Source organism: Pseudomonas glycinis, from assembly GCF_054871425.1.
The window spans coordinates 266182-289836 of the sequence record NZ_JBTYHF010000001.1; the positions used below are offsets into that span (position 1 = coordinate 266182).

Sequence of the window (23655 nt, forward strand, 5' to 3'; positions counted from 1 at the left end):
GCTGGCCGCTCTTGTCCGATAAACGAATCAGGTCCAACACTCGGGATGCGTCATGCACACTCATACGCCGACACTCGCCGTGATGGATTCACGAGGACTGAACGTTGCCACGGTGTCCTATTGTCGTGAAACGGCCGGTGGGCCGATCGACCCGCGCATTTATCGCCAGCGCTACAACGTTGCAGGTCAATTGACCGAAGCCTGCGATCCACGCCTGGGTGCGCTGCATCAGCGCGAACCCGACGCCCGCCCCAACCTGACCGTGATTTCCAGCCTCACAGGGGTATCCCTCTCCAGCGACAGCGTCGATGGCGCGCTTCGCCTGACATTGCCGGGCGCAGCAGGACAACGCCTCATCGCCTGGGACGGGCTGATGACGCAGACGTTGACCGACTATGATTTGCTGCTGCGCCCGGTCAGTATCGTCGAACACGTACAGGGCATGAGCGCCAGAAACAGTGGCTTTTTCAGTTACGGCGGCAGCTCGTCATCGTGCGCAGCGCACAACCAATGCGGCCGAATTGTTCGCCATGACGATAGTGCCGGCAGCGAATTTTTTCCTGAATATTCCCTCACGGGTGAACAGCTCAGGTGTGTACGGCATTTCCTCAGCGACCTCGACGAGCCAGACTGGCCGCAAGCCGTGGCAGAGAGAGACCTGCTGCATGAATGCGAGAGCGGTGCCGCAACCCATATCGGCTACAACGCGTTGAACGAAACGATCAGCCAGCAAGACGTTATGGGCAATCAGAAACAGCTCCATCTGGATGTCGGCGGGCAACTGAACCAGATCAGTCTCAAAGTCGCGCAGGATTCGCAGCCCAGACTGTTATTGCACGATATCCAGTACAACGCGGGCAATCAGGTTTTGCGTCAGGCAGCCGCTAACGGCGTTATCAGCCAGAATCTCTACGATCCACAGAGCGGCCGACTCCTGAAGATCATTGCCGAAAAGGACGGGCGCCCCGCCCTGCAACATCTGGTCTATTGCTACGATCCGGTCGGCAACATCCTCAGTGTCGAGGACATGGCGCAGCCCACGCGGTTTTTTCGCAACCAGACCATCAATCCTGTTTCCTCGTTTATCTATGACAGCCTCTACCAATTGATTGGTGCCACGGGTTGGCAACGAAGCAGCACGGTCAATGGGCCCCAGGAGCCGGTCTTCAGCTCTCCACCAGATTCGGCGCAGCTCGAAAACTACCGCCAGGCCTACACCTATGATGCAGCCGGCAACCTCATCGCCCTGGTTCACAGCGCCGCAAGCAAGAGCTGGACGCAGCGCACGGCGATTTCCAGATACAGCAATCGTGGCCTGGAACAGACTGTCAGCGGCACGTTGCCCGACGAGCTGGAGATTTCCGCCGGGTTCGATAGCAACGGCAACCGGAAAATGCTCCAGCCCGGCCAGCTTTTGCGCTGGAGTGCTGGCGGACGATTGCTTCAGGTCGATCAGGTCATGCGCAAGGACGCTACAAACGACTGCGAACGCTATGTGTATGACGGTGCGGGCCAGCGCCAGCGCAAAATACGCCTCATCCAATCGCCAGCACTCGCGCAATCGCATGAAACGCGCTACCTGCCAGGGCTGGAAGTACGCCATCGGGCCGATGAAACCTTGCACGTCATTTCCGTACAGGCCGGACGTTGTGCTGTTGAAATCCTGCACTGGGACAAGAAAGACAAGGTTGCCGATCAATATCGCTACCAGTTCAGCAACCATCTTGGCTCGAACATGCTGGTCCTCGACGATCAGGGCAACACCATCTGCGAGGAGAACTATTTCCCCTATGGCGGCACCTCGTGGTGGGCAGGCCCGGATCAGGTACAGGCCCGCTACAAGACCTGTCGCTACGCAGGCCAGGAGCTCGATGCCACCGGCCTTTACTACTATGGCCAACGCTTCTATGCGCCTTGGTTGATGCGCTGGATCAGCCCGGATCCGGTGGGTATCACCGATGGTATGAATCAGTACTTGATGGTGCGCGGCAATCCCGTCAGGTTTGTCGACCGCCAGGGACTGACTGGATGGGACACCACCAAGGCAGCGGGCGCGACAGCCACGCGCGAGTTTGTTAGCGCAGCTTTTGCCGCCGCCGCGCAAGCGGCCTTCGTCGGTGTCCTGCCTCCGGCCAACGTTGCGGTGGGCATTGGAGGTGCGTTGGCGGGCGCCGTAACGGGTGGCATAAGTGGCTATGCCGGTGCCAACTGGGCGCAAAGTTCCATGCACATCAGTTCCCCGGCCGATTGGGGACCTCTGGCTGCAAAAATCGGTGGTGCCGTAATAGGTGCAGCCTTGGGCGCCGCGCCTTCACTGCTCGGCATGCTCGATCCACGCGGCAATCCCGCAGCGGCGGGCCAGATCGGCAGCGCCTTCGGTACGCTGTTTCGTGAGATATCGGCGCAGTATCTCGCCAATGCCGGTCCGAGCAACCCGGCTGTGGGCCGTGTCGATCCGCTCACGGGAGCGGCCAGCGTGGTTGGGGCAGGATTGGCAGCAGGCGCCACCGGATTCGGTGGCTCAGTGCTGTTTGGCAACGACGCAACCGGTAATGTGTTGCAGTCGGTTCTTTCCGTCTCGGCAGTCACGGCTGCCAGTGCTGCCGCTGCCTCAGCGGTAAGAGGGGCGCGGGGAACACCAGCCAGGCCTTCGAGCGACAGTGAACCGAGCTTCAATCAGGAGAACGCGGTGGTCGGCTACAGCAGCCGTCATTTCTTTTTATCTCTGGGGCAGATCGCCAATCTGGCCGTGTCACAGATCCCTGGCTACGACGCGCTGGACGTACATACCCGAACGGCGGTTAGCCGTGCGGTCGTGAGCGCAGTCGGGGACATACGCTCGACCTTCGTCACGATCGCCAAGCCCGGCCTGAGCGCAGAGCTGGGCACAACCTTCTGGGACCTTGAAAAAAACGAGGTCGGCGCCGGCATCGTTCGCGAAAGCCCACCGACCGATGTCGACCAATACTACGTCGTTAGCGAGACCAGTCCGGGCCAGCGACGATACTCCCGAGCACAACTCAACTTTTAAGTGAGGTGATGCCACCGTCCGACCGCTACCATCAGCGCAGCGGCGGCTGCTCCCCCAGCGGCACCACCGCCATGGTCAGGCGCGATACGCAACTGGCCTTGCCTTCATCGCTGGTCAAACGGATGTCCCAGACATGCGTGGTGCGCCCGATATGGATCGGCGTGGCCACCGCCGTCACCCGCCCACTGCGCAAACCGCGCAAGTGATTGGCGTTGATCTCCAGGCCGACGCAATAGAACTTGCTGGCATCGATGCACAGATAACTGGCCATCGAACCCACGGTTTCCGCCAGCACCACCGATGCGCCGCCATGCAGCAGGCCGTAAGGCTGGTGGGTGCGATGGTCGATGACCATGCTCGCGGTCAGCGACTGTTCGTCGAAGGCTTCGAAGCGAATATCCAGCACTTCGCCAATGGTGTTCTTCTGGATTGCGTTCAACTGTTCGATGTCGGGAGTAGTACGCCACAAGCTCATCGCAGACTTCCTTTGTTGTTGTAATCGATGCTCAATCCTGCCACAGCACCGCCTCGCTGCGCGCGCTCCATTCTTCGAAGCGTGCGCCGTAGCGGTCTTCGATGACGTTGCGTTTGATTTTCAGGGTCGGCGTGAGGAAGCCGTTATCCACCGCCCAGTTGTCCTTGACCACCACCAGCCGGCGCAGGCGTTCGTGCTTGTCGAGGGCGGCGTTGACCTCTTCCAGCAGCTTTTCCAGGCTCGCGTGCAGACTGGCACGAGGCTCTTGCTGATTGACGGTGGACAGCACGCACAACCCCAGCGGTGCACTCAGGCCATCGCCGACCACGCACACTTGTTCTATGCGCGAATGCACCGCCAGGCGGTTTTCGATCGGCGCGGGTGCGACGTATTTGCCCTTGCTGGTCTTGAAGATTTCCTTGAGCCGCCCGGTCAGGCGCAGACGCCCTTCGCTGTCCTGCTCGCCCTTGTCGCCGGTGCGCAGAAAGCCGTCTGCGGTGAGCGTCTCAGCAGTTTTCTGCGGTTCCTTGAAATAGCCGAGCATGTTGGCCTGGCTGCGCACCTGCACTTCGCCGGCCTCATCGATGCGCACCTCGACTTCCGGGCACGGCTGGCCAATCCAGCCTTGCTTGTATCGCCCCGGCAGGCAGATATGCGAATAACCGCAGCCCTCGGTCATGCCGTACACCTCCAGCACATCGAGGCCAAGTTTCTGATACCAGGCGAGCAAGGTCTGCGGTACCGGCGCGGCGCCCGACAACGCTACGCGCAAGGCATCCAGGCCAAGCCCGGCCAGCACTTTGTGGCCGACCCGCTTGCCGATGAAGGGCAGCCCGAGGAGAAAATCCAGGCGCTGCGCCGGAATCTTGCTGTAAACACCCATCTGGAATTTGGTCCAGATACGCGGCACGCCGAACATTGCCGTAGGCCGCGCGCGCTGCAGATCGGTGATGAAAGTCTCGAGGCTTTCGGCGAAGAACACGGTCTGCCCGGTATAGATCGAAGCCAACTCGACAAACATGCGCTCGGCAACGTGGCACAGCGGTAGATACGACAGCAGCCGATCGTTCTCGTTGAGCCCGAACAGCTGCGTGCCGCGACTGGTGGCGAAACCGAGATTGGCGAAACTGTGCATCACGCCTTTGGGCAGGCCGGTGGTGCCGGAGGTGTAGATGATCGTCGCCAACTGTTCGGCGGCGGGGCGTGGATCGTCCTGGATTGGCGAACAGCTCTGCAGGTCCGCCCAGCTGTAATCGAACTCGCCGGGCGGATGCAGCGGCAGGCTGATGGTCGGCAAACCCGTCGGCACGCCTTGCGCCATGCCTGCCCAATCATCGAGCTTACCGATGAACGCCAGCGCACTTTCCGAGTGAGTCAGCACTTGCGCAACGGATTCAGCGGTGAGATTGGGGTACAGCGGCACCGACACATGTCCGGCCATCCAGATCGCCAGGTCGGCGATGATCCAGTGCGCGCAATTTTTTGAGATCAGGGCGATATGGCTGCCGGGCGGCAACTCCCGCGCGCGTAGCCAGTGCGCGGCGCAGCGGGCCTGATGGCCGACATCGGCCCACGTCAGCGTCTCGACCTGACCGCCGCCGATGGGCTGCACCAGAAAGCGCTGGCGCGGGTGCCGGGCTTCCCGTTCGTAGAACACGTCCAGCGGCAAACGGAAGGCGGCAGACATGCGACTCGCTCCTGTTTTTTTGGTCTGGAGCAAGCGTAGTCAACCAAGCAAGTGCTTGGTTGGAATTTTCAAACAAATAATTTCACGGATTGGCAGAAATCAATGTGGGAGCGAGCCTGCTCGCGAATGCAGTATGTCAGCCCCAAAAAGGGTGAATGACACGCCGCCTTCGCGAGCAGGCTCGCTCCCACAGGGATATGGCGTTAAGGGTGCTTGAGACTGTTGAGCTTCATCGAGCCAATCAGCAGCTCGCTGTGCTCAAGCTCCGCCAGCCCCGCTGTACTGACCTTCTCCGACGGATGCCCGGCGCCGTGTTGCAGATAGCTGAGCAGATTGCCCACCAACGGGTTGTGGCTGACCAGCAGCACATTGCTCACCGACACCAATTGCTCGGCCACCTTGTCCGGATCGCTCTCCGGCGTCAGCCACTCGACCGTACGGATCTCCGGCTCGAACCCCAGCGCCTCGCGCACGATTTGCGCGGTCTGCTGCGCGCGCAGATAAGGGCTGGCATAGATCGCCGTCAGCGGCTGCCCGATCAGATGCCCCGCGCTGCGCAGGACTTCTTTACGACCATGCTCGGTCAGCTCGCGCTCGGAATCGATTTTCGAGCCGTGAGGCACCGCCTCACCATGACGCAATACCCACAGTTTCATAGCTTGGGCTCCTCATCGCGCACCGGATGCGCGGCCGGGGCGACGGTGTGCGGCGCTTCCCCTTCCGGGGTGCACGGCGCTGGCCAGTCGGCGAACGGCCAGGGCTTCTGGTCACTGTGGAACGTGCCGAAGCGGCCGATCTGCGCGAGGAACTGGCTGAGGCTGTCGCCGAAATTCATCAGGCTGGCGCTCGGTGCGCCGTAGATCAGGCGGTAGATCAGTTGCACCAATACCACCGCGCCGAGGATGAACTGCGCGACTTGCCAGACCAGCAGATAAACGATCATCCACAACACCCGCAGGAGGATGGATTCGTACTGGGTTTCGCTTTTCGAATCGTTCATGGCTTGCTTCCTGTCCGTGTAACAGCTGAATCAGTTGAAACCGCTGGTGGAAATAAAGTCGACGTCGGTTTTCGGCTCGGCACGCATCAGTAGACCGATCACCTGCTCCAGCGTGCGTCCTTCGAACAGGATCGCGTGCAGCCCGGCGACCAGCGGCATGTACACGCCGACTTCCTGGGACTTGGCCTTGAGCACCTTGAGGGTGTTGACCCCTTCGGCGACCTCGCCAAGACGCGACACCGCTTCGTCGAGGCTCAAGCCTTGACCGAGGGCGAAGCCGACCTGGTAGTTGCGGCTCTTGGGTGACGAACAGGTGACGATCAGATCGCCGACCCCGGCCAGACCAAGGAAGGTCATCGGGTTGGCGCCCTGATTCACCGCAAAGCGGGTCATCTCGGCCAAGGCGCGAGTGATCAGCATGCTCTTGGTGTTCTCGCCCATCTCCAGCGCCACCGCCATGCCGGCGATGATCGCGTAAACGTTTTTCAACGCCCCGCCCAGCTCGACACCGAAACGGTCGGCGCTGGCGTAAACGCGGAAGGTACGACCGTGCAGGGCGGCTTGCACCGCTTTGCACAGCTCTTCGTCTTCGCTGGCGACCACCGTGGCGGTCAGTGCGTGCTCGGCGATTTCCCGCGCCAGGTTCGGCCCGGACAACACGCCGATGCGCGCCTGCGGGGCGATCTCTTCGAGAATCTGGCTCATCAGCTTGAAGGTCTGCGCTTCGATGCCTTTGGTCAGGCTGACCAGCATCTTGCCGCTCAAGCGCTCGGCGTGGGCGGCGAGTACCGTGCGCAAGGCGCTGGATGGCAGCGCGACAAAGCACAGATCGCAGGCATCGAGAGTGGCTTGCAGGTCGGTGACAGCAGTCACGCCCGGGAGAATCTTGATGCCTTTGAGATAACGCGGGTTTTCGCGATTGACCCGGATGGCCTCGGCCTGCTCGGGGTCACGCATCCACTGAAGGACTTGATGGCCGTTCTCGGCCAGCAGATTGGCCACGGCGGTACCAAAACTTCCGCCTCCCAGGACCGCAATCGGGCGCTGTTCAGTCATATGCAATCCGTTAATCCATACCAGTGGCGATGCCGGGCATTATACGGGGCGACCCGATGGCGGCCAGCCCCAGCAACAATTACCGACATTTGTAGGAAGAAGACCAATAAAACCTAGGAAAATGCCTGCAACGTCACTGGAAAAGTCGCCGCCCTCGGTTAACATGCGCGCCAATTCTTCTCTCTGCAGGCTGTGTCGTGTTTTCTGGCCCTCCTCCCCCGCGCTCGCCGCTGCTCCTGGCGCTGCTGTTCAGCCCGCTGGTGCTGGCGGACGATCTGTTCGTCGACAGCCAGACGCTGCCGCAGGTGCTCACGGCCACGCGGCTGAAGCAGACCCCGGCCGAAGTACCGGGGAGCATGACCGTTCTCGACAGCGAACTGATCAGCGCCAGCGGTGCCCGCGACATCAGCGAGCTACTGCGACTGGTGCCGGGGATGATGGTTGGCAGCATCAACGGCAATCAGCCGGCGGTGAATTACCACGGCACCAACGCCAGCGAAGCACGGCGCATGCAGGTGTTGATCGATGGCCGCTCGGTGTACCGCGCCGGCCTCGCGACGGTGGACTGGAGCGATATCCCGGTAGCGATGGAAGACATCGAGCGGATCGAGGTGTTTCGCGGCCCGAACACGGTCAGCTACGGTGCCAACGCGCTGATGGCGGTGATCAACATCATCACCCGCCACCCGGCCGACAGCCATGGCACGCGCCTGAAAATCACCCGTGGCCAGCGTGGCATCAACGACTTTTATGCCAGTCAAGGCACCGGTTGGGATGGCGGTGATCTGCGCCTGTCGCTGTCCGGCCAGGAAGACGACGGTTTCGACAGCGACCGTAACGGCGCCGATTATCGCGACAGTCGGCGCTTGAATCGTCTCAGCTTGGCGGTCAGCCATGATCTCAATGAAGATCAAAGCCTCGACTGGCAGCTCAACGCCAAGGACGGCAGCAATCAGCGACCTTATACCTACCGCCCGGTGTTCTCGGGGATTACCGACGCCGGGAACAATTCCGACGTGGTGGCCAAGGATTATGCCGGTTCGGTGCGCTGGAACCTCGATATCAATCCCGAACACAGCCTTTATGTGCAAGGTTCGGCGCAGCACTGGGATCGCCAGCAAGTCTGGCGCGCCTGCGATGCCGAGGTGTCGTTCAGCCCCGAGCTGGCGCAGTTGTGGCAGCTCAACCCGAATTACACCGAACGGCTGGCGCGCAACATCAATCAGTTCACCGGCCCCGGCGCGGCACCCGGCACGCCGCAGGAAATGGCGCTGGCCAATCAAGTGCTCGAGCAATGGCGCAACGGCGCCAGCCAGACCTTGTGCGGCGATATCGACCAGAGCGCCCGCGAATCGCGATACGACCTTGAGCTGCAGGACACCCTCAGCCTGTCCGACAGCCTGCGCCTGGTCAGCGGCCTGAATTACCGCTACGACCGCGCCGATTCCGAAACCTACTTCAACGGCACCCTCGACGACACCACCTGGCGCGCCTTCGGCCAACTGGAATGGCGCGCTACCGAGCACTGGCTGGTGCAGGGCGGGGCGATGTTCGAAGACACGCAACTGATCGGCAGTTCGCTGACCCCGCGCTTCGCGGTCAACTACCTGATCAACCCGCGTCATGGCCTGCGCGCGGTGTACTCGGAAGCGATCCGCTCGCCGGACATGTTCGAGAACAACGTCAATTGGAGCTATCAGGTCAGCAACCTGCGACCCTCGGCTTACGGCCAGTCGTCGGCGCGCTATTTCGTCAAGACCCGTGGCCCCGGTGATCTCGATCAGGAACACATGCGCTCGCGGGAATTGGGCTACAACGGCTACTTCGCCGAACTCGGACTGGCCGTGGACGTGAAGCTGTTCTACGACGAAATCACCGGGATGATCAGCGAGCCGCTGCGCAACAACCAGTACATCGCCAGCAATGCCAACAGCTCGCGCTTTCGTGGCACCGAAACGCAACTCGACTGGCGCCTCAGCAGCGCCGACCGCTTGCGTTTGACCTACGCCTTCGTCGACGCCGAGGCGAGCAATCCGCTGGACCAACAGTTCACCTCGCGCAACAGCGGTTCCGCCGGTTGGCTGCGCAATTGGGGCCATGGCTGGAACAGCGCCCTCTTCTATTACGGCGACAACGCGCTCAACGGCTATCGCTTCGAACGCGTCGACACGCGCATCGCCAAACGCATCGCCATTGGCAAAGCTCAGCTGCAATTGGCCGGCGTGCTGCAGCAGCGCCTCGACCATCAGCCGAATACTTTCGTCGACAACAATTACGACGAACGCCGGGTGATGTATTTCAGTGCCGAGCTGGAGTTCTAGGATGCGCACCGGCCCGTCACGGAAGACGCCCACCCTGGGCCACTGGCTGGCCGGGCTCTGCCTGTTCATGACCGCGTGGCTGCACGGCGTCGCGGTGCAAGCGGCGGATATTCTGTTGACCGGCGCCGAGGAAAGCCCCGGCGTGCAGGCCTTCGTACAAGCGCTGAGTGAACTGCGCCCGACCGACAATGTGCGGTTCCAGCCGCTGGCCAGTTTGCCGGCACCGGGCAAACTGCCGGCCAGTCTGCGCTTGATCCTCCTAGACCTGCCCAGCCTCGACTGGCGTCTGCAAGACTCACAAGGCCCGTCGACGCTGGTGTTGCGCATCAGCCGCTTGCAGGCGCGCCAGCGTTTCGCCGATACCCAACCGGCGCGCCTGAGCCTGCTCTGGAGCGACCCACCGTTGAGCCGGCAACTGCAACTGATCCGGCGGATTCTGCCGCAGGCCCGGCGGGTCGGTGTGCTGTTCGATGAACACGGCGAGTTTCTTCTCGACGAACTGCGCGTGGCGGCGCGGCCGTTGAATCTGGAGATTGTCAGCCAGCGCTGGGACAACATTCATGACAGCCGTCCGCTGCAAGCGGTGCTGAAAAGCAGCGACGTCTTGCTCGGCCTCGACGATCCCGATCTGTACAACTCGCAGACGGCAAAAAACCTCCTGCTCAGCAGCTACTCACGGCAGGTCGCGCTGATCGGCCCCAACATTGCATTCGTTCGCGCGGGCAGCCTCGCCAGCACCTACAGCGACCAGAGCGACTGGCTGGCGATTCTCGACCATTTGCTCGATCAGCCGACCAGCGCATGGCCGCGAACGCTTTACCCCGCTCGTTTCAAAGTCTCAAGTAATGCGCAGGTGGCTCGTTCCTTAGGCATCGAACCGCTGAATGAAGCATCTGTCGCCAGTGCCTTGGCCGAAGGAGAGCGCCGCCCATGAGTTTTCGTCGCCGTTGGGACATCAACACCCGCACGCAGCTGATCAGCCTCGGCCCGGCGCTGCTGCTGACGTTGCTGTTGATCAGCTTCTTTACCTTCGTGCGCATCCAGGACTTGCGTCAGGAGCTGAACCACACCGGCCAGTTGATCGCCAACCAACTCGCCCCGGCCACGGAATACGGGGTGATCTCCGGCAACAACGAAGTGCTGGAAAGCCTGCTCAAGGCGACACTGGCCACGCCCAACGTGCGCTTTCTCGAAGTGCAGGACAGCGCCAACCGGATTCTGGTGTATGTCGAACAACCGGCTGATAGCCACAGCCGCCCGCATCAGGTCGAAGTGTTCCAGGCGCCGGTGCGTTTGCAGCGGATCGCCTTGCACAACGACTTCTTCCAGGACGGCAAGGTCAGCAACAGCGCCGCCGGCGAGGATTATCTGGGGCGAGTGATCGTCGGCCTGTCCAACGATGCTTTCAGTCAGCGCCAGCAGGAGATCCTGTTCAAAGCCGGGGTTCTCGCGCTGTTCGCCCTGCTCTTCACCTTTGTCGTCGCCCGTCGTCTGGCCGGCAGTCTGTCGCAGCCGATCCGCGACATCGGCGATGCGGTCAAAGCGATTCAGGAAGGCGACTACAAAACCCCGCTGCCGATTGTCGATGACACTGAATTGGGTGCGCTGTCGCAGCACATCAATAACCTCGCCCAGGCGCTGGAGCAGGCCAGTCGCGAACAGCAGCAGGCGATGGCGCAACTGATCCAGACCCGCGAGGAAGCAGAAAAGGCCAACAACGCTAAATCGGATTTCCTGGCGATGATGAGCCATGAACTGCGCACGCCCATGAACGGTGTGCTGGGCATGTTGCAATTGCTCGAAACCACCGAGATGACCGAGGAGCAGGTCGAATACGCCGCGCTCGCTTCGGAGTCCACCGAGCATTTGCTCAAGGTCATCAACGACATTCTCGACTTCTCGCGAATCGAACGTTCGGAGCTGGAGCTTGAGCATATCCCGTTCAATCTCGCCGAGCTGATCGGCGCCTGCGCGCAGTCGTTCCAGCACAGCGCGGTGCAGCGAGGCCTGGCGCTGAATCTGCGTATTCCCGACGACATGCGCGGGTTGCAGGTGCAGGGCGATCCGACACGGATCCGGCAGATTCTGGTCAATCTGGTCGGCAACGCCTTGAAGTTCACCGAGCAGGGCCGGGTCAGCATCGAAGCGCAGTGGCAATCGCTGGATCATGAACTGCTCTGGTTCACCTGCTCGGTGCGCGACAGCGGCATCGGCATTTCTTCTGAGAGTCTGGAGCTGATGTTCAATGCCTTCCAGCAGGCCGACAGTTCGATCTCCCGTCGCTACGGTGGCACCGGTCTTGGTCTGCCGATCGCACGAACCCTGGCCGAACGCATGGGCGGCACCTTGCGCGCGCAGAGTGAGGAAGGACGCGGTTCGGTATTCACTTTGGAAATTCCATTGGCGCTCTATAAGCAGGCAATGCCAGCGCTGGCCGCGCCGCGCACCCTGAACGGTAGTGGTCAGGGCGAAGGACGCCATGTGTTGCTGGTCGAAGACAATCCGGTCAACCAGACCGTGATCGAAGCGATGCTGCGCAGCCTCGGGTTTGCCGTCAGCGTGGCGACCGATGGCGCGCAGGCGGTCCGCAGTGCCGAGGGCAGCGAGTTCGAAGTGATTTTGATGGACTGCCGGCTGCCGATCATCGACGGCTACGAGGCCACGCGACAGATCCGCGACCTGCCCGGACGCCGCGATGTGCCGATCATCGCGCTGACCGCCAACGCATTGCAGGGCGATCGCGAAACCTGTCTGGCAGCGGGGATGAACGATTACCTGGCCAAGCCGTTCAAACGCAATGACCTGCAGCAGATTTTGCAGCGCTGGGTGTCGTAGTGTGGGCCTTTCGACCATCTGCGACTGGCGTGAAAAGCGAAAGTGCGGCAGTCTTAGGCACCCGAACGAGCCCCAAAAGGGGCTTGATTAAAAATTTCAGTGCACAAGTGTACATTCATGTCCTTGGTGCTGTGACTTTCACCACAACGCAATAGTCTATGAGTAGGCTGCCGGTTCGAGGCATGAATGCCTTGAACGGTCGGGAAGATCTGCCCCACCTGCCGCATGGGATTATTGAGGAGCTCGCATGACCAAACAAAACGCCTTTACTCGGGAAGACCTGCTGCGCTGCAGTCGCGGTGAGCTGTTCGGCCCAGGTAACGCGCAACTGCCCGCCCCGAACATGCTGATGGTGGATCGCATCACCCATATCAGCGAAGAAGGCGGCAAGTACGGCAAAGGTGAATTGGTCGCCGAGCTGGATATCAACCCTGACCTGTGGTTCTTCGCCTGCCATTTCGAAGGCGATCCGGTGATGCCGGGCTGCCTGGGTCTGGATGCCATGTGGCAACTGGTCGGTTTCTTCCTGGGCTGGCAAGGCCTGCCGGGCCGCGGCCGTGCGCTGGGTTCGGGCGAGGTGAAATTCTTCGGTCAGGTGCTGCCGACCGCCAAGAAAGTCACTTACAACATTCATATCAAACGCGTCCTCAAGGGCAAGCTGAACATGGCCATCGCCGATGGTTCGGTCAGTGTCGACGGACGCGAAATCTACACCGCCGAAGGCCTGCGCGTCGGCGTGTTCACCTCCACTGACAACTTCTAAGGGTTATTCGCATGCGCCGCGTCGTTATCACTGGTCTGGGCATCGTTTCGTGCCTGGGCAATGACAAAGAGACCGTCTCCGCTAACCTGCGTGCAAGCCGCCCTGGCATCCGGTTCAACCCGGAATATGCTGAAATGGGTCTGCGTAGCCAGGTTTCCGGCTCCATCGACCTCAACCTTGAAGAGCTGATCGATCGCAAGATCTATCGCTTCGTCGGCCATGCAGCGGCTTACGCCTACCTGGCCATGAAAGACGCCATCACTGACTCCGGCCTGACCGAAGAGCAGGTGTCCAACCCGCGTACCGGCCTGATCGCCGGCTCCGGCGGTGCTTCCACGCTGAACCAGATGGAAGCGCTGGACATCCTCCGCGAGAAAGGCGTGAAGCGCGTCGGCCCGTACCGCGTCACGCGGACCATGAGCAGCACCGTTTCCGCTTGCCTGGCCACGCCGTTCAAGATCAAGGGCCTGAACTACTCCATCGCTTCTGCCTGCGCCACCAGTGCTCACTGCATCGGTACTGCCATGGAACAGATCCAGATGGGCAAGCAGGACATCGTCTTCGCCGGTGGCGGTGAGGAAGAGCACTGGAGCCAGTCGTTCCTGTTCGACGCGATGGGCGCCCTGTCCAGCAAGCGCAACGACACCCCGGAACAAGCTTCCCGCGCGTACGACAAGGATCGCGACGGTTTCGTCATCGCTGGCGGCGGCGGCATGGTTGTCGTCGAAGAGCTGGAACACGCTCTGGCCCGTGGCGCGAAGATCTACGCCGAGATCGTTGGCTACGGCGCAACGTCCGATGGCTACGACATGGTCGCCCCGAGCGGCGAAGGCGCGATCCGCTGCATGCAGCAGGCGCTGTCCACCGTCGACACCCCGATCGACTACCTGAACACCCACGGCACTTCGACTCCGGTCGGCGACGTCGCGGAAATGAAAGGTGTGCGTGAAGTATTCGGCGACAAGGCTCCAGCGATCAGCTCGACCAAGAGCCTGTCCGGTCACTCCCTGGGCGCCGCCGGCGTGCACGAAGCGATCTACTGCATGCTGATGATGGAAGGCAACTTCATCGCCGGCTCCGCCAACATCGACGAGCTCGACCCGGAAGTGGCCGATCTGCCGGTGCTGACCAAGACCCGCGAGAACGCCACCATCAACACCGTGATGAGCAACAGCTTCGGCTTTGGCGGCACCAACGCCACGCTGGTGCTGAAGCGCTGGGAAGGCAAGTAATTCCCCACCGCTGAGCCGCACATGAAAACGCCCCGACTGGTTCGGGGCTTTTTTTTTGGCCTGCAGAAAATAGCAGGTACACCGCAAAACCCTGTGGGAGCGAGCCTGCTCGCGAATGCGATATTGATCGTTCCCACGCTCTGCGTGGGAATGCAGCCCGTGACGCTCCGCGTCACTGGACGCGGAGCGTCCCCAGAGGCATTCCCACGCGGAGCGTGGGAACGATCAAAGACAGGGTTTCAGGGTGTTCTGGAGATGAAACTTCTGTCATGAAACTTACCACCCTGCGACCGAATGTCGCGGTTTACGCGGCCTCCAGCACTGTTGCGAAATCCGCAACAACACCTTGCGCCAATTGGCGGTTTACTTAGCTGACTAACAAATCCTATAACAGAGTCCTGCACACGCCTTGGTGCAGTAACTTGAGATTTGGAGCTAGCAGATGACTGTAAAAGTAACTGAACGCGACGATTCACACATGTCCCACGAAGGCCTGGCCGCCGGCATCCGTATCTGGGATGTGCATCAACAAGACTTGCTGGTCGGCATGTTCCACAACGAAATAGATGCCCATAACTACAAGGCCGAACTGGAAGTGCAGGAACAGCAACGAGAACTGAAGTCCGCCTGAAACAACACAGCATTTGAAAACGACAAACCCCGCCATGAGCGGGGTTCGTCGTTGTTACAGCCGTGGATTTACCACATCAGATCGTCAGGGATCTGGTACGCCGCGTACGGATCGTCCTCAGCGTTGACCTCTTCGGTCTGCACGTTGAGCTGAACGATGCGCTGCGGGTCGCGCTCCTGGATCTTCAGCGCCGCTTCACGGGGAATCACTTCATAGCCGCCGTTGTGATGCACGATCGCCAGCGAACCGCTACTGAGCTTGTTGCGCATCAGCGTGTTGACCGAGATGCGCTTGACCTTCTTGTCGTCGACGAAGTTGTAGTAGTCCTCGGTGGTCAGCTTGGGCAGACGCGAGACTTCGATCAACTGCTTGACCTGCGCGGCGCGGGCCTTGGCCTCGGCCTTCTCCTGCTGCTGACGGTTCAGCTCCTGGTCGCGCTTGACCTTCTCGGCCATGGCTTCCTGGGCGGCGCGCTGCTGCGAATCGTCCAGCTCGGCCTGGCCTTTGTGGGCCAGGCGCTGTTGCTTCTGCTTGTCTTTGCTGACCTGCTTGGCCTGCTTTTGGTTGACCAGGCCTGCTTTGAGCAACTGGTCGCGAAGGGAAAGGCTCATCAATGCTTACTCACTTGGGCAACGGCTCAGCCGCAGCTGGGCTCATTCTTTTCCTGGCGTTTGGCTTCGCCCCACAGGGCGTCCAACTCTTCGAGGGTGCAATCTTCCATGGGACGGTGGGTGTCGCGCAATGCCTGTTCGATAAAACGGAAACGTCTTTCAAACTTGCCATTGGCGCCGCGCAGGGCGGTTTCCGGATCGACCTTCAGATGCCGGGCCAGATTGACCACGGAAAACAGCAGATCGCCGATCTCGTCGGCCACCGCTACCGGATCGTTTTCCGACATGGCTTCGAGCACTTCATCGAGCTCTTCGCGTACCTTGTCGAGCACCGGCAAAGCGTCCGGCCAGTCGAAACCGACCTGCCCGGCGCGTTTTTGCAACTTGGCTGAGCGCGACAGTGCCGGCAACGTGGCCGGCACGTCGTCGAGCAAGGACAACTGCTCGGGCGCCGAGGCATTCTCGGCGCGCTCTTCGGCCTTGATCTCTTCCCAGCGCTGCTTGACCTGTTCTTCGCTCAAGCGCGGCACGTCGAGCGGCGCGTACAGATCGCCCGTTGGGAACACATGCGGATGACGGCGGATCAGTTTGCGCGTGATGCTGTCGATCACCCCGGCAAATTCGAACCGCCCCTCTTCCTTGGCCAACTGGCTGTAATACACCACCTGAAACAACAGATCGCCCAACTCGCCCTGCAAATGGTCGAGATCGCCACGCTCGATGGCATCCGCCACTTCATAGGCTTCTTCGAGGGTGTGCGGGACGATCGTCGCGTAGGTTTGCTTGATGTCCCACGGGCAACCGAACTGCGGATCGCGCAGACGGGACATCAGGTGGAGCAGGTCTTCGAGGCTGTACATCATTTTTCTGTCTCACCACAAAACCATTGTGGGAGCGAGCCTGCTCGCGAAGGCGCTGTGTCTGCAACAAAGATGTCGACTGACACGCCCTCTTCGCGAGCAGGCTCGCTCCCACAGGGAACAATCAATTGCATCACGGAGTACGGTTACGCCGCGTTTCGATGATGTTCGGCAGTTGCGAAATCCGCCCCAGCAGCCGCCCCAGCGCATCCAGACCGGGGATCTCGATGGTCAGCGACATCAGCGCGGTGTTGTCTTCCTTGTTCGAGCGGGTGTTGACCGCCAGCACGTTGATGCGCTCGTTGAGCAGCACCTGCGAGACGTCACGCAGCAGCCCGGAACGGTCGTAGGCGCGGATGATGATGTCCACCGGATAGGTGAGCACGGGCACCGGCCCCCAACTGACCTGAATGATCCGCTCCGGCTCGCGCCCGCCCAGTTGCAGCACCGAGGCGCAGTCCTGACGGTGAATACTCACGCCACGGCCCTGAGTGATGTAACCGACAATCGCATCGCCCGGCAGCGGCTGGCAGCAGCCGGCCATCTGCGTCATCAGGTTGCCGACGCCCTGGATCTGGATATCGCCGCGCTTGCCCGGTTTGTAACCGGTGGCCTTGCGCGGGATCAGCTCCAACTGTTCGTTGCCGCGCTCCGGTTCGACCAATTGCTGCGCAAGGTTGACCAGATGCGCCTGACGCAGGTCGCCGGCACCGAGGGCGGCGAACATGTCTTCGGCGGTTTTCATGTTGGCCTTTTCGGCCAACTTGTCGAAATCCACCGCCGGCAAGCCGAGGCGATTGAGTTCGCGCTCGATCAGGGTTTTACCGGCCGCAACGTTCTGATCGCGAGCCTGCAACTTGAACCAGTGAACGATCTTCGCCCGCGCGCGCGAGGTGGTGACGTAACCGAGGTTCGGGTTCAGCCAGTCGCGGCTCGGCGTGCCGTGCTTGCTGGTGATGATCTCGACCTGCTCGCCGGTCTGCAGGCTGTAGTTCAGCGGCACGATACGGCCGTTGATCTTCGCGCCCCGGCAGTTGTGGCCGATTTCGGTGTGCACCCGATAGGCGAAATCCAGCGGCGTCGCGCCTTTTGGCAAATCGATGGCGTGACCGTCGGGAGTGAAGATGTAAACCCGATCAGGCTCGATATCGACGCGCAGCTGCTCGGCCAGACCGCCGATGTCACCCAGCTCTTCGTGCCATTCGAGCACCTGACGCAGCCAGGAAATTTTCTCTTCGTAATGGTTCGAGCCGGATTTGACGTCGGTGCCCTTATAGCGCCAGTGCGCGCAGACGCCGAGTTCGGCTTCTTCGTGCATGGAATGGGTGCGGATCTGCACCTCGAGGACCTTGCCTTCCGGACCGATCACCGCCGTGTGCAGCGAGCGGTAGCCGTTCTCTTTCGGGTTGGCGATGTAGTCGTCGAATTCTTTCGGGATGTGCCGCCACAGGGTGTGGACGATGCCGAGCGCGGTGTAGCAGTCGCGCATTTCCGGCACCAGCACGCGCACCGCGCGAACGTCATAGATCTGGCTGAATTCCAGACCCTTGCGCTGCATTTTGCGCCAGATCGAGTAGATGTGTTTCGCCCGGCCGCTGATGTCGGCGTCGACGCCGGTAGCCTGCAGTTCGTCCTTGAGCTGGGTCATCACGTCGCTGATGAAACGCTCGCGATCCAGCCGCCGCTCGTGGAGCAACTTGGCGATCTGCTTGTATTGATCGGGTTCGAGATAGCGGAAGGACAAGTCCTCCAGTTCCCATTTGATATGACCGATGCCGAGGCGATGCGCCAGCGGCGCATAGATGTCGAAGACTTCGCGAGCGACGCGGTTGCGCTTTTCATCGTCGGCGGTTTTCACCGCACGGATCGCGCAGGTGCGTTCGGCCAGTTTGATCAGCGCAACGCGCACATCATCGACCATGGCCACGAGCATCTTGCGCAGGTTCTCGACCTGCCCTTGGGTGCCCATGACCATCGATTGCCGTGGGCTGAGACTGGCGCTGATGGCCGCCATGCGCTGCACGCCGTCGATCAGCTTGGCCACTACCGGACCGAAGCGCTGGCCGATGGCCGCCAGCTCGATCTGGCCTTCGCGCACGCCGCGATACAACACGGCGGCGACCAGCGAATCCTGATCGAGCTTGAGGTCGGCGAGGATCTCGGCGATCTCAAGGCCCGTGCTGAAACTGCCGGAGCCTTCGGCCCACAGGTTCTTCTTCGCATTGGACTGCTGTTCGGCCTCGCGAGCGAACTCGCAGGCTTCTTTCAAGGCCTCGCGATCCAGTGCCAGATCGACACTGACCGCGTGATCGAGCCAGGCCTCGAGATTGATACTGCCGTCGGTGTTGATCGGCTGGTGTGCTCTCACCTGTACCATGCTGCTTTACCTTCCCTACGACGCAGATTCAATGCGTCAAATCGCTGATCCTCAGTGTCCGTTCGCGCTCGCGGGGCTCAGGCGAGCGCTGCGCGGACAGATCAGACGGATTCAGACGAGCCGTCCTGGCTCGCTTCAAATAACGCCATGGCCTCGACATGTGCCGTCTGAGGAAACATATCGAGAATCCCGGCACGTTTTAACCGGTAGCCCTGCTTGATCAATTCCTGCGTGTCGCGCGCCAGCGTGGCCGGGTTGCACGATACGTATACCAACCGCTTGGCACCCAGGGTCGCGAGCTTGCGCACCACCTCGAAAGCACCGTCACGCGGTGGGTCCAAGAGTACCGCAGAAAAGCCGTTTCCGATCCACTGGGCATCGCTCAAAGGCTGGGATAAATCGGCTTGAAAAAACTTTGTGTTATGCAAATTGTTACTGACGGCGTTGGCAGCGGCACGCTCGACCATGGTCTGCACACCCTCCACCGCCACCACTTCACGCACGCCTTTGGCCAGCGGTAGCGCAAAATTTCCCAACCCGCAAAACAGGTCGAGCACGCGTTCTTCAGCCGCTGGTTTCAGCCAGTCCAGCGCTTGGGCGATCATCGCTTCGTTGACCCCGGCGTTGACCTGAACGAAGTCACCCGGCCGATAAGCCAGCTCGAGATTCCACTGTTCCAGGCGATAGCCGAGGCTCTGACCGGCTTCGACCGGTTGCGGTTCACCTTCGCCATGCAGCCACAACTGCGCTTCATGGAACTGGCAGAAATCCTTGAGAATGGTCAGATCCGCTTCGGACAACGGCGCCATGTGCCGCAGCAATACCGCCAGAGATGAGCCGCTGAACAACTCGACATGGCCCAGCGCCTGCGGTTTGCTCAAGCGCCGCAGCATCTCCGGCAAGCGTGTCATGATTGGCTGCAAGGGCTGTACCAGCACCGGGCATTCGCTGATCGCGACGATGTCCTGACTGCCGGCAGCGCGGAAACCCACTTCGAGTTTTTTTGCCTTCATGTCCCAGCGCACGGCGATGCGCGCGCGCCGACGGTAACCGAATTCCGGGCCGGTCAGCGGCGCTGCCCACTCCTCAGGTTCGACACCGGCGACCCGCGACAATTGCTCGGCGAGCATGCGCTGTTTCAGGGCGAGTTGTTCGTCGTGGGGCAAGTGCTGAACGCTGCAACCGCCACAGCGACCAAAGTGCGCGCACGCTGCCGGACGACGCAATTCGCTGGCAGTGAATACCCGTTCGGTGCGCGCCTCGACCACTTTGCCGTGGGCGCCGAGCACCCGCGCTTCGACCTCTTCACCGGCAAGGGCGCCGAGGACGAACCAGGTTTTGCCTTCGAAAAACGCGATACCGCGACCGTCATTGGCCAGGCGCTCGATGTTCAAGCGCTGCTTTTTGCCGGTCGGGATCTGTGGCGCCTTGCTGCCGCCGGTGGGCTGGAAGCGCAGGCCTCTCTCGTGTTTGGCCATCAGTTCGGCGCGTCGAAAATGCCGGTCGACAGGTAACGGTCGCCACGGTCGCAGATGATCGCGACGATCACCGCGTTTTCAACTTCTTTGGACAAGCGCAGCATCGCTGCCACCGCACCGCCGGAGGACACGCCGCAGAAGATGCCTTCTTCGCGGGCCAGGCGCCGGGTAACGTCTTCGGCTTCGCTTTGCGCCATGTCGACGATGCGGTCGACGCGGTCAGCCTGATAGATCTTCGGCAGGTATTCCCGCGGCCAGCGGCGGATGCCGGGAATGGCCGAGCCTTCCATCGGTTGCAGGCCGACGATCTGTACGCTGTCGCTCTGTTCTTTGAGGTAGCGCGACACGCCCATGATGGTGCCGGTGGTGCCCATCGAACTGACGAAATGGGTGATGCTGCCCTGGGTCTGACGCCAGATTTCCGGGCCGGTGGTGGTGTAGTGCGCTTCCGGGTTGTCGCCATTGGCGAACTGGTCGAGCACCTTGCCACGGCCTTCGGCTTCCATACGCTGGGCCAGATCGCGGGCGCCTTCCATGCCCTCTTCCTGAGTCACCAGGATCAGCTCGGCGCCATAAGCGGTCATCGCCGCTTTACGCTCGGCGCTGGAGTTGTCCGGCATGATCAGGATCATCTTGTAACCCTTGATCGCAGCGGCCATCGCCAGCGCGATGCCGGTGTTGCCGGAGGTCGCCTCGATCAGCGTATCGCCGGGATTGATCTGCCCGCGCAACTCGGCGCGAGTGATCATCGACAACGCCGGGCGGTCCTTGACCGAACCCGCCGGGTTGTTCCCTTCGAGCTTGAGCAAAAGGGTGTTGCTGGTGGCGCCGGGCAGGCGCTGCAAACGCACCAGCGGCGTGTTGCCGACGCAATCGGCGATGGTTGGGTACTGCAAGGTCATGGCGTATTCGCAATCCAGACGTGCGGGGGCGCCTATCATACCGGCAAACCCGCGCAGGCCATATCACGCAAAGTGCGGTGCTTATGGTTTATGGGAATAAGGCACAAAAGTCTCACCAGTGGTGAGACTTCTACGTGAGCAACACTCAGTTCTGGTGGTGATGCTTGGAATTCGCGAGCAGGCTCGCTCCCACAGGGGATGAATGTTGCTTATGCGATCTGCGGTGAATGCACAGCCATTGTGGGAGCGAGCCTGCTCGCGAAGGCGTCCGCATGGGCGACATCATCATCCGCCAGCAAGCGCAAATTCAACCGCAGCCCCGCCCCGGTATTTTCCGCCCAGAGCAACCCGCCCTGGCGCTGCACCGCATTGCGCGCAATGCTCAATCCCAAGCCAAAGCCACCATCTCCGGGTCTCGATCCGTCCAATCGAATGAACGGCGAAAAGATTCGCTGCAGATCTTCGTCAGCCACGCCGCCGCCCTGATCCTCCAGCCACAAATGCCAATACTCGCCATCACGCCGTGCATCGAGACGCACAATCCCGCCCTCGGGCGAGTGACGAATGGCGTTGCGCAGGATGTTTTCCAGCGCTTGCGCCAGGGTATTGAGGTTGCCGCGCACCCAGCACGATGCCTCGACCGAGCATTGCAGTTGCAGACTCGGCCAGCCGCTTTCATAGCAGGCGTTGTCGGTGAGCATTTCCCACAGCGCCTGAATCTGGATCGCTTCATCCGGCAATGGTGAGCGGTCGGTGTCGAGCCAGGCCAGTTGCAGGGTGTCTTCGACCAAACGTTGCATGCCGTCGACCTCGCGGCCGATGCGCTCGCGTAGCTGCGGCAGACCCTGTTCGCTTTCGCTGGCCACACGCAGACGGCTCAGCGGCGTGCGCATTTCGTGGGACAAGTCACGCAATAACTGCTGCTGCAAGGCGACTGTGCTTTGCAGGCGCTCGGACATGGAATCGAAGGCCCGCGCCAGCTCACCGAGTTCATCCGGGCGCTGGGTGATGCCGCTCGACAGGCGCACATTCAACTGGTCGGCGCGCCAGGCGTTGGCCTGTTCGCGCAGGTTGTTCAGCGGCACCACCAACAGGCGATACAGGCCGACGCAGAGCAACAGGGTGAACAGCCCGGGAATCACACCGTTGGTGATCACCCGCCAGAACACCCGGTACTTGCCCGGGACAAAACGCTCGGGCAATTCAATGACGAGAATGCCGACGGTCGGATCCTGGGGGAACGGTACCCGCAGCCAAGGTCGGCCCTTCTTGTGGATCGGCCAGTCGAGCCCGCGCAAAAAGGTCAGGTGCTGCACCTCTGCCGCGTTCAACGGCTGGCTGCTCAGCGACTGCAAATCAGCGCCGATCACGCCGACCCAACTGGCCTCGCGCAATTCCATGCTCTGCAACCAGTCATCGACGCCATTGCGCCCGCCGCGCTGCCACGCCTGTTCGGCTTGCGCGGCATAACGGCTGAGGGTGCTGCGCGCGTCACTGGAGAGAAACTGATTGCGCTCCTCCATGTAGCGGCCCCACGACCAGCTCAGCCAGATCATCAGCAGACAGAACGCCACCAGCAGGCACGCCAGTTTCCAGAACAGCGAATGCCGCCCCGGCAGTTCAGACAGTTTCATCGGCGCCGCTCAAGACGTAGCCCTTGCCCCACACCGTGCGCACTTCGCGCTCGGTGTAACCGATGGCTTTGAGTTTGCGACGGATCTGGCTGATGTGCATGTCGAGGCTGCGGTCGTGCGCCGCAAAGCCGCGTTGCAGGACGTGCTGATAAAGGAAGGCCTTGCTCAGCACTTCCTCGTTGTTGCGGTGCAGGGTTTCCAGCAGACGGAATTCGCTGCGGGTCAGCCCGGCCGCTTGCTCGCGGAAAAACACATCGCACTGTTCGTCATCGAAACGCAGGGCGCCGCTGACCACCGCAGCGGTAACCGCAGGCGGGCGCCGATCCAAGGCCACGCGGCGCAGGATCGCTTCGATGCGCACATGCAACTCGGCCATGCTGAACGGCTTGGGCAGATAGTCATCGGCACCGAGGCGGAAACCGCTGATGCGATCGGCCTCGGCACCCAGCGCCGACATCAGCAACACCGGCGTCGAATGGCTCTGCCGCAATTGCGTCAACAACTGCAGACCATCGAGCCCCGGCAGCAGAATATCCATCAGCACCACGTCGAAAGGCTGGCACTGGGCGATGTTCAGACCTTCCTGGCCGTTCTGGCACCAGGTCACCTGAAAACCGCTGCGGCCCAGATGCTCGTGCACATACGCGCCGAGGACCGGATCGTCTTCAATGGAAAGGATGCGTGGCTGGCCAACGGAAACAGGAGTCATGAGTATCTGCAAGTAATTCTCAGTTGGCGGATTATTCAAGATTGTCCGACAGC

General features: G+C 61.2%; 19 protein-coding genes. 7 read left to right on the plus strand and 12 right to left on the minus strand.

Annotated elements, in window-relative coordinates; genetic code table 11:
* Positions 1–52 precede the first annotated feature (52 nt).
* Positions 53–3031: an RHS repeat domain-containing protein gene (locus ACYSTU_RS01210; protein ID WP_498995227.1), complete on the plus strand. Its 2979-nt coding sequence runs from the start codon at positions 53–55 to the stop codon at positions 3029–3031.
* Between the two features lie 31 nt (positions 3032–3062).
* Here ACYSTU_RS01210 and ACYSTU_RS01215 read toward each other — a convergent pair whose 3' ends face one another.
* The 5 genes from ACYSTU_RS01215 to ACYSTU_RS01235 form a co-directional block, all read right to left on the minus strand.
* Positions 3063–3506, minus strand: a complete 444-nt coding sequence (locus ACYSTU_RS01215) for a hotdog fold thioesterase (protein WP_016773655.1) — start codon at positions 3504–3506, stop codon at positions 3063–3065.
* A 31-nt stretch (positions 3507–3537) separates the two neighbouring features.
* Positions 3538–5193 (minus strand): AMP-binding protein, encoded by a 1656-nt coding sequence (locus tag ACYSTU_RS01220; protein ID WP_263217624.1) that lies wholly within the window; start codon positions 5191–5193, stop codon positions 3538–3540.
* A gap of 203 nt (positions 5194–5396) precedes the next feature.
* Positions 5397–5849, minus strand: coding sequence for a phosphohistidine phosphatase SixA (sixA, locus tag ACYSTU_RS01225; protein ID WP_024013956.1), 453 nt, complete (start codon positions 5847–5849; stop codon positions 5397–5399).
* On the minus strand, positions 5846–6193 hold the full coding sequence (locus tag ACYSTU_RS01230) for a DUF4389 domain-containing protein (protein WP_498995236.1): 348 nt from the start codon (positions 6191–6193) through the stop codon (positions 5846–5848). Before ACYSTU_RS01230 ends, sixA begins: the two co-directional genes overlap by 4 nt.
* Positions 6194–6223: 30 nt before the next feature.
* Entirely contained in the window at positions 6224–7249 is a 1026-nt protein-coding gene (locus ACYSTU_RS01235) for an NAD(P)H-dependent glycerol-3-phosphate dehydrogenase (RefSeq protein WP_024013958.1), read from the minus strand.
* Between the two features lie 197 nt (positions 7250–7446).
* On the opposite strand from ACYSTU_RS01235, the gene ACYSTU_RS01240 reads away from it, so the two are divergent.
* The 6 genes from ACYSTU_RS01240 (at position 7447) to ACYSTU_RS01265 (ending at position 15031) form a co-directional block, all read left to right on the plus strand.
* Entirely contained in the window at positions 7447–9570 is a 2124-nt protein-coding gene (locus ACYSTU_RS01240; RefSeq protein WP_498995239.1) for a TonB-dependent receptor plug domain-containing protein, read from the plus strand.
* Position 9571: 1 nt separating this feature from the next.
* Entirely contained in the window at positions 9572–10504 is a 933-nt protein-coding gene (locus ACYSTU_RS01245) for an ABC transporter substrate-binding protein (RefSeq protein WP_122691439.1), read from the plus strand.
* Complete coding sequence (locus ACYSTU_RS01250; protein WP_122603205.1) at positions 10501–12405, plus strand: ATP-binding protein; 1905 nt, start codon at positions 10501–10503, stop codon at positions 12403–12405. Before ACYSTU_RS01245 ends, ACYSTU_RS01250 begins: the two co-directional genes overlap by 4 nt.
* Positions 12406–12652: 247 nt before the next feature.
* Entirely contained in the window at positions 12653–13168 is a 516-nt protein-coding gene (fabA, locus tag ACYSTU_RS01255) for a 3-hydroxyacyl-[acyl-carrier-protein] dehydratase FabA (RefSeq protein WP_024013962.1), read from the plus strand.
* Positions 13169–13179: 11 nt separating this feature from the next.
* Entirely contained in the window at positions 13180–14400 is a 1221-nt protein-coding gene (fabB, locus tag ACYSTU_RS01260) for a beta-ketoacyl-ACP synthase I (RefSeq protein WP_016773647.1), read from the plus strand.
* 442 nt (positions 14401–14842) lie between these two features.
* Positions 14843–15031 carry a hypothetical protein gene (locus ACYSTU_RS01265; RefSeq protein ID WP_016773646.1) on the plus strand — a complete coding sequence of 63 codons (189 nt, stop codon included), beginning with the start codon at positions 14843–14845 and terminating at the stop codon, positions 15029–15031.
* Positions 15032–15099: 68 nt separating this feature from the next.
* Here ACYSTU_RS01265 and ACYSTU_RS01270 read toward each other — a convergent pair whose 3' ends face one another.
* From ACYSTU_RS01270 to ACYSTU_RS01300, 7 genes are all read right to left on the minus strand, one after another.
* Positions 15100–15642: a DUF2058 domain-containing protein gene (locus tag ACYSTU_RS01270; RefSeq protein WP_016773645.1), complete on the minus strand. Its 543-nt coding sequence runs from the start codon at positions 15640–15642 to the stop codon at positions 15100–15102.
* 26 nt (positions 15643–15668) lie between these two features.
* Complete coding sequence (gene mazG / locus ACYSTU_RS01275; RefSeq protein WP_136492911.1) at positions 15669–16502, minus strand: nucleoside triphosphate pyrophosphohydrolase; 834 nt, start codon at positions 16500–16502, stop codon at positions 15669–15671.
* Between the two features lie 133 nt (positions 16503–16635).
* Complete coding sequence (gene relA / locus ACYSTU_RS01280; protein WP_041479585.1) at positions 16636–18879, minus strand: GTP diphosphokinase; 2244 nt, start codon at positions 18877–18879, stop codon at positions 16636–16638.
* Between the two features lie 101 nt (positions 18880–18980).
* Positions 18981–20357 (minus strand): 23S rRNA (uracil(1939)-C(5))-methyltransferase RlmD, encoded by a 1377-nt coding sequence (rlmD, locus tag ACYSTU_RS01285; protein WP_217878683.1) that lies wholly within the window; start codon positions 20355–20357, stop codon positions 18981–18983.
* A complete protein-coding gene (gene cysM, locus ACYSTU_RS01290) occupies positions 20357–21259 on the minus strand; it encodes a cysteine synthase CysM (protein WP_498996169.1) in 903 nt (300 codons plus the stop codon). Before cysM ends, rlmD begins: the two co-directional genes overlap by 1 nt.
* A gap of 209 nt (positions 21260–21468) precedes the next feature.
* The gene (locus ACYSTU_RS01295; protein WP_217878684.1) at positions 21469–22893 is read right to left on the minus strand and encodes a sensor histidine kinase; all 1425 of its coding nucleotides are present in this window, start codon (positions 22891–22893) and stop codon (positions 21469–21471) included.
* Entirely contained in the window at positions 22880–23602 is a 723-nt protein-coding gene (locus ACYSTU_RS01300; RefSeq protein WP_016773641.1) for a response regulator transcription factor, read from the minus strand. Before ACYSTU_RS01300 ends, ACYSTU_RS01295 begins: the two co-directional genes overlap by 14 nt.
* Positions 23603–23655 lie beyond the last annotated feature (53 nt).

What these genes read in the sequence shown, in the direction of transcription:
- ACYSTU_RS01210 (WP_498995227.1), top strand. Translation starts at nt 53, where the DNA reads ATGCACACTCATACGCCGACACTCGCCGTGATGGATTCACGAGGACTG.
- ACYSTU_RS01215 (WP_016773655.1), bottom strand. Translation starts at nt 3,506, where the DNA reads ATGAGCTTGTGGCGTACTACTCCCGACATCGAACAGTTGAACGCAATC.
- ACYSTU_RS01220 (WP_263217624.1), bottom strand. Translation starts at nt 5,193, where the DNA reads ATGTCTGCCGCCTTCCGTTTGCCGCTGGACGTGTTCTACGAACGGGAA.
- sixA (WP_024013956.1), bottom strand. Translation starts at nt 5,849, where the DNA reads ATGAAACTGTGGGTATTGCGTCATGGTGAGGCGGTGCCTCACGGCTCG.
- ACYSTU_RS01230 (WP_498995236.1), bottom strand. Translation starts at nt 6,193, where the DNA reads ATGAACGATTCGAAAAGCGAAACCCAGTACGAATCCATCCTCCTGCGG.
- ACYSTU_RS01235 (WP_024013958.1), bottom strand. Translation starts at nt 7,249, where the DNA reads ATGACTGAACAGCGCCCGATTGCGGTCCTGGGAGGCGGAAGTTTTGGT.
- ACYSTU_RS01245 (WP_122691439.1), top strand. Translation starts at nt 9,572, where the DNA reads ATGCGCACCGGCCCGTCACGGAAGACGCCCACCCTGGGCCACTGGCTG.
- ACYSTU_RS01250 (WP_122603205.1), top strand. Translation starts at nt 10,501, where the DNA reads ATGAGTTTTCGTCGCCGTTGGGACATCAACACCCGCACGCAGCTGATC.
- fabA (WP_024013962.1), top strand. Translation starts at nt 12,653, where the DNA reads ATGACCAAACAAAACGCCTTTACTCGGGAAGACCTGCTGCGCTGCAGT.
- fabB (WP_016773647.1), top strand. Translation starts at nt 13,180, where the DNA reads ATGCGCCGCGTCGTTATCACTGGTCTGGGCATCGTTTCGTGCCTGGGC.
- ACYSTU_RS01265 (WP_016773646.1), top strand. Translation starts at nt 14,843, where the DNA reads ATGACTGTAAAAGTAACTGAACGCGACGATTCACACATGTCCCACGAA.
- ACYSTU_RS01270 (WP_016773645.1), bottom strand. Translation starts at nt 15,642, where the DNA reads ATGAGCCTTTCCCTTCGCGACCAGTTGCTCAAAGCAGGCCTGGTCAAC.
- mazG (WP_136492911.1), bottom strand. Translation starts at nt 16,502, where the DNA reads ATGTACAGCCTCGAAGACCTGCTCCACCTGATGTCCCGTCTGCGCGAT.
- relA (WP_041479585.1), bottom strand. Translation starts at nt 18,879, where the DNA reads ATGGTACAGGTGAGAGCACACCAGCCGATCAACACCGACGGCAGTATC.
- rlmD (WP_217878683.1), bottom strand. Translation starts at nt 20,357, where the DNA reads ATGGCCAAACACGAGAGAGGCCTGCGCTTCCAGCCCACCGGCGGCAGC.
- cysM (WP_498996169.1), bottom strand. Translation starts at nt 21,259, where the DNA reads ATGACCTTGCAGTACCCAACCATCGCCGATTGCGTCGGCAACACGCCG.
- ACYSTU_RS01295 (WP_217878684.1), bottom strand. Translation starts at nt 22,893, where the DNA reads ATGAAACTGTCTGAACTGCCGGGGCGGCATTCGCTGTTCTGGAAACTG.
- ACYSTU_RS01300 (WP_016773641.1), bottom strand. Translation starts at nt 23,602, where the DNA reads ATGACTCCTGTTTCCGTTGGCCAGCCACGCATCCTTTCCATTGAAGAC.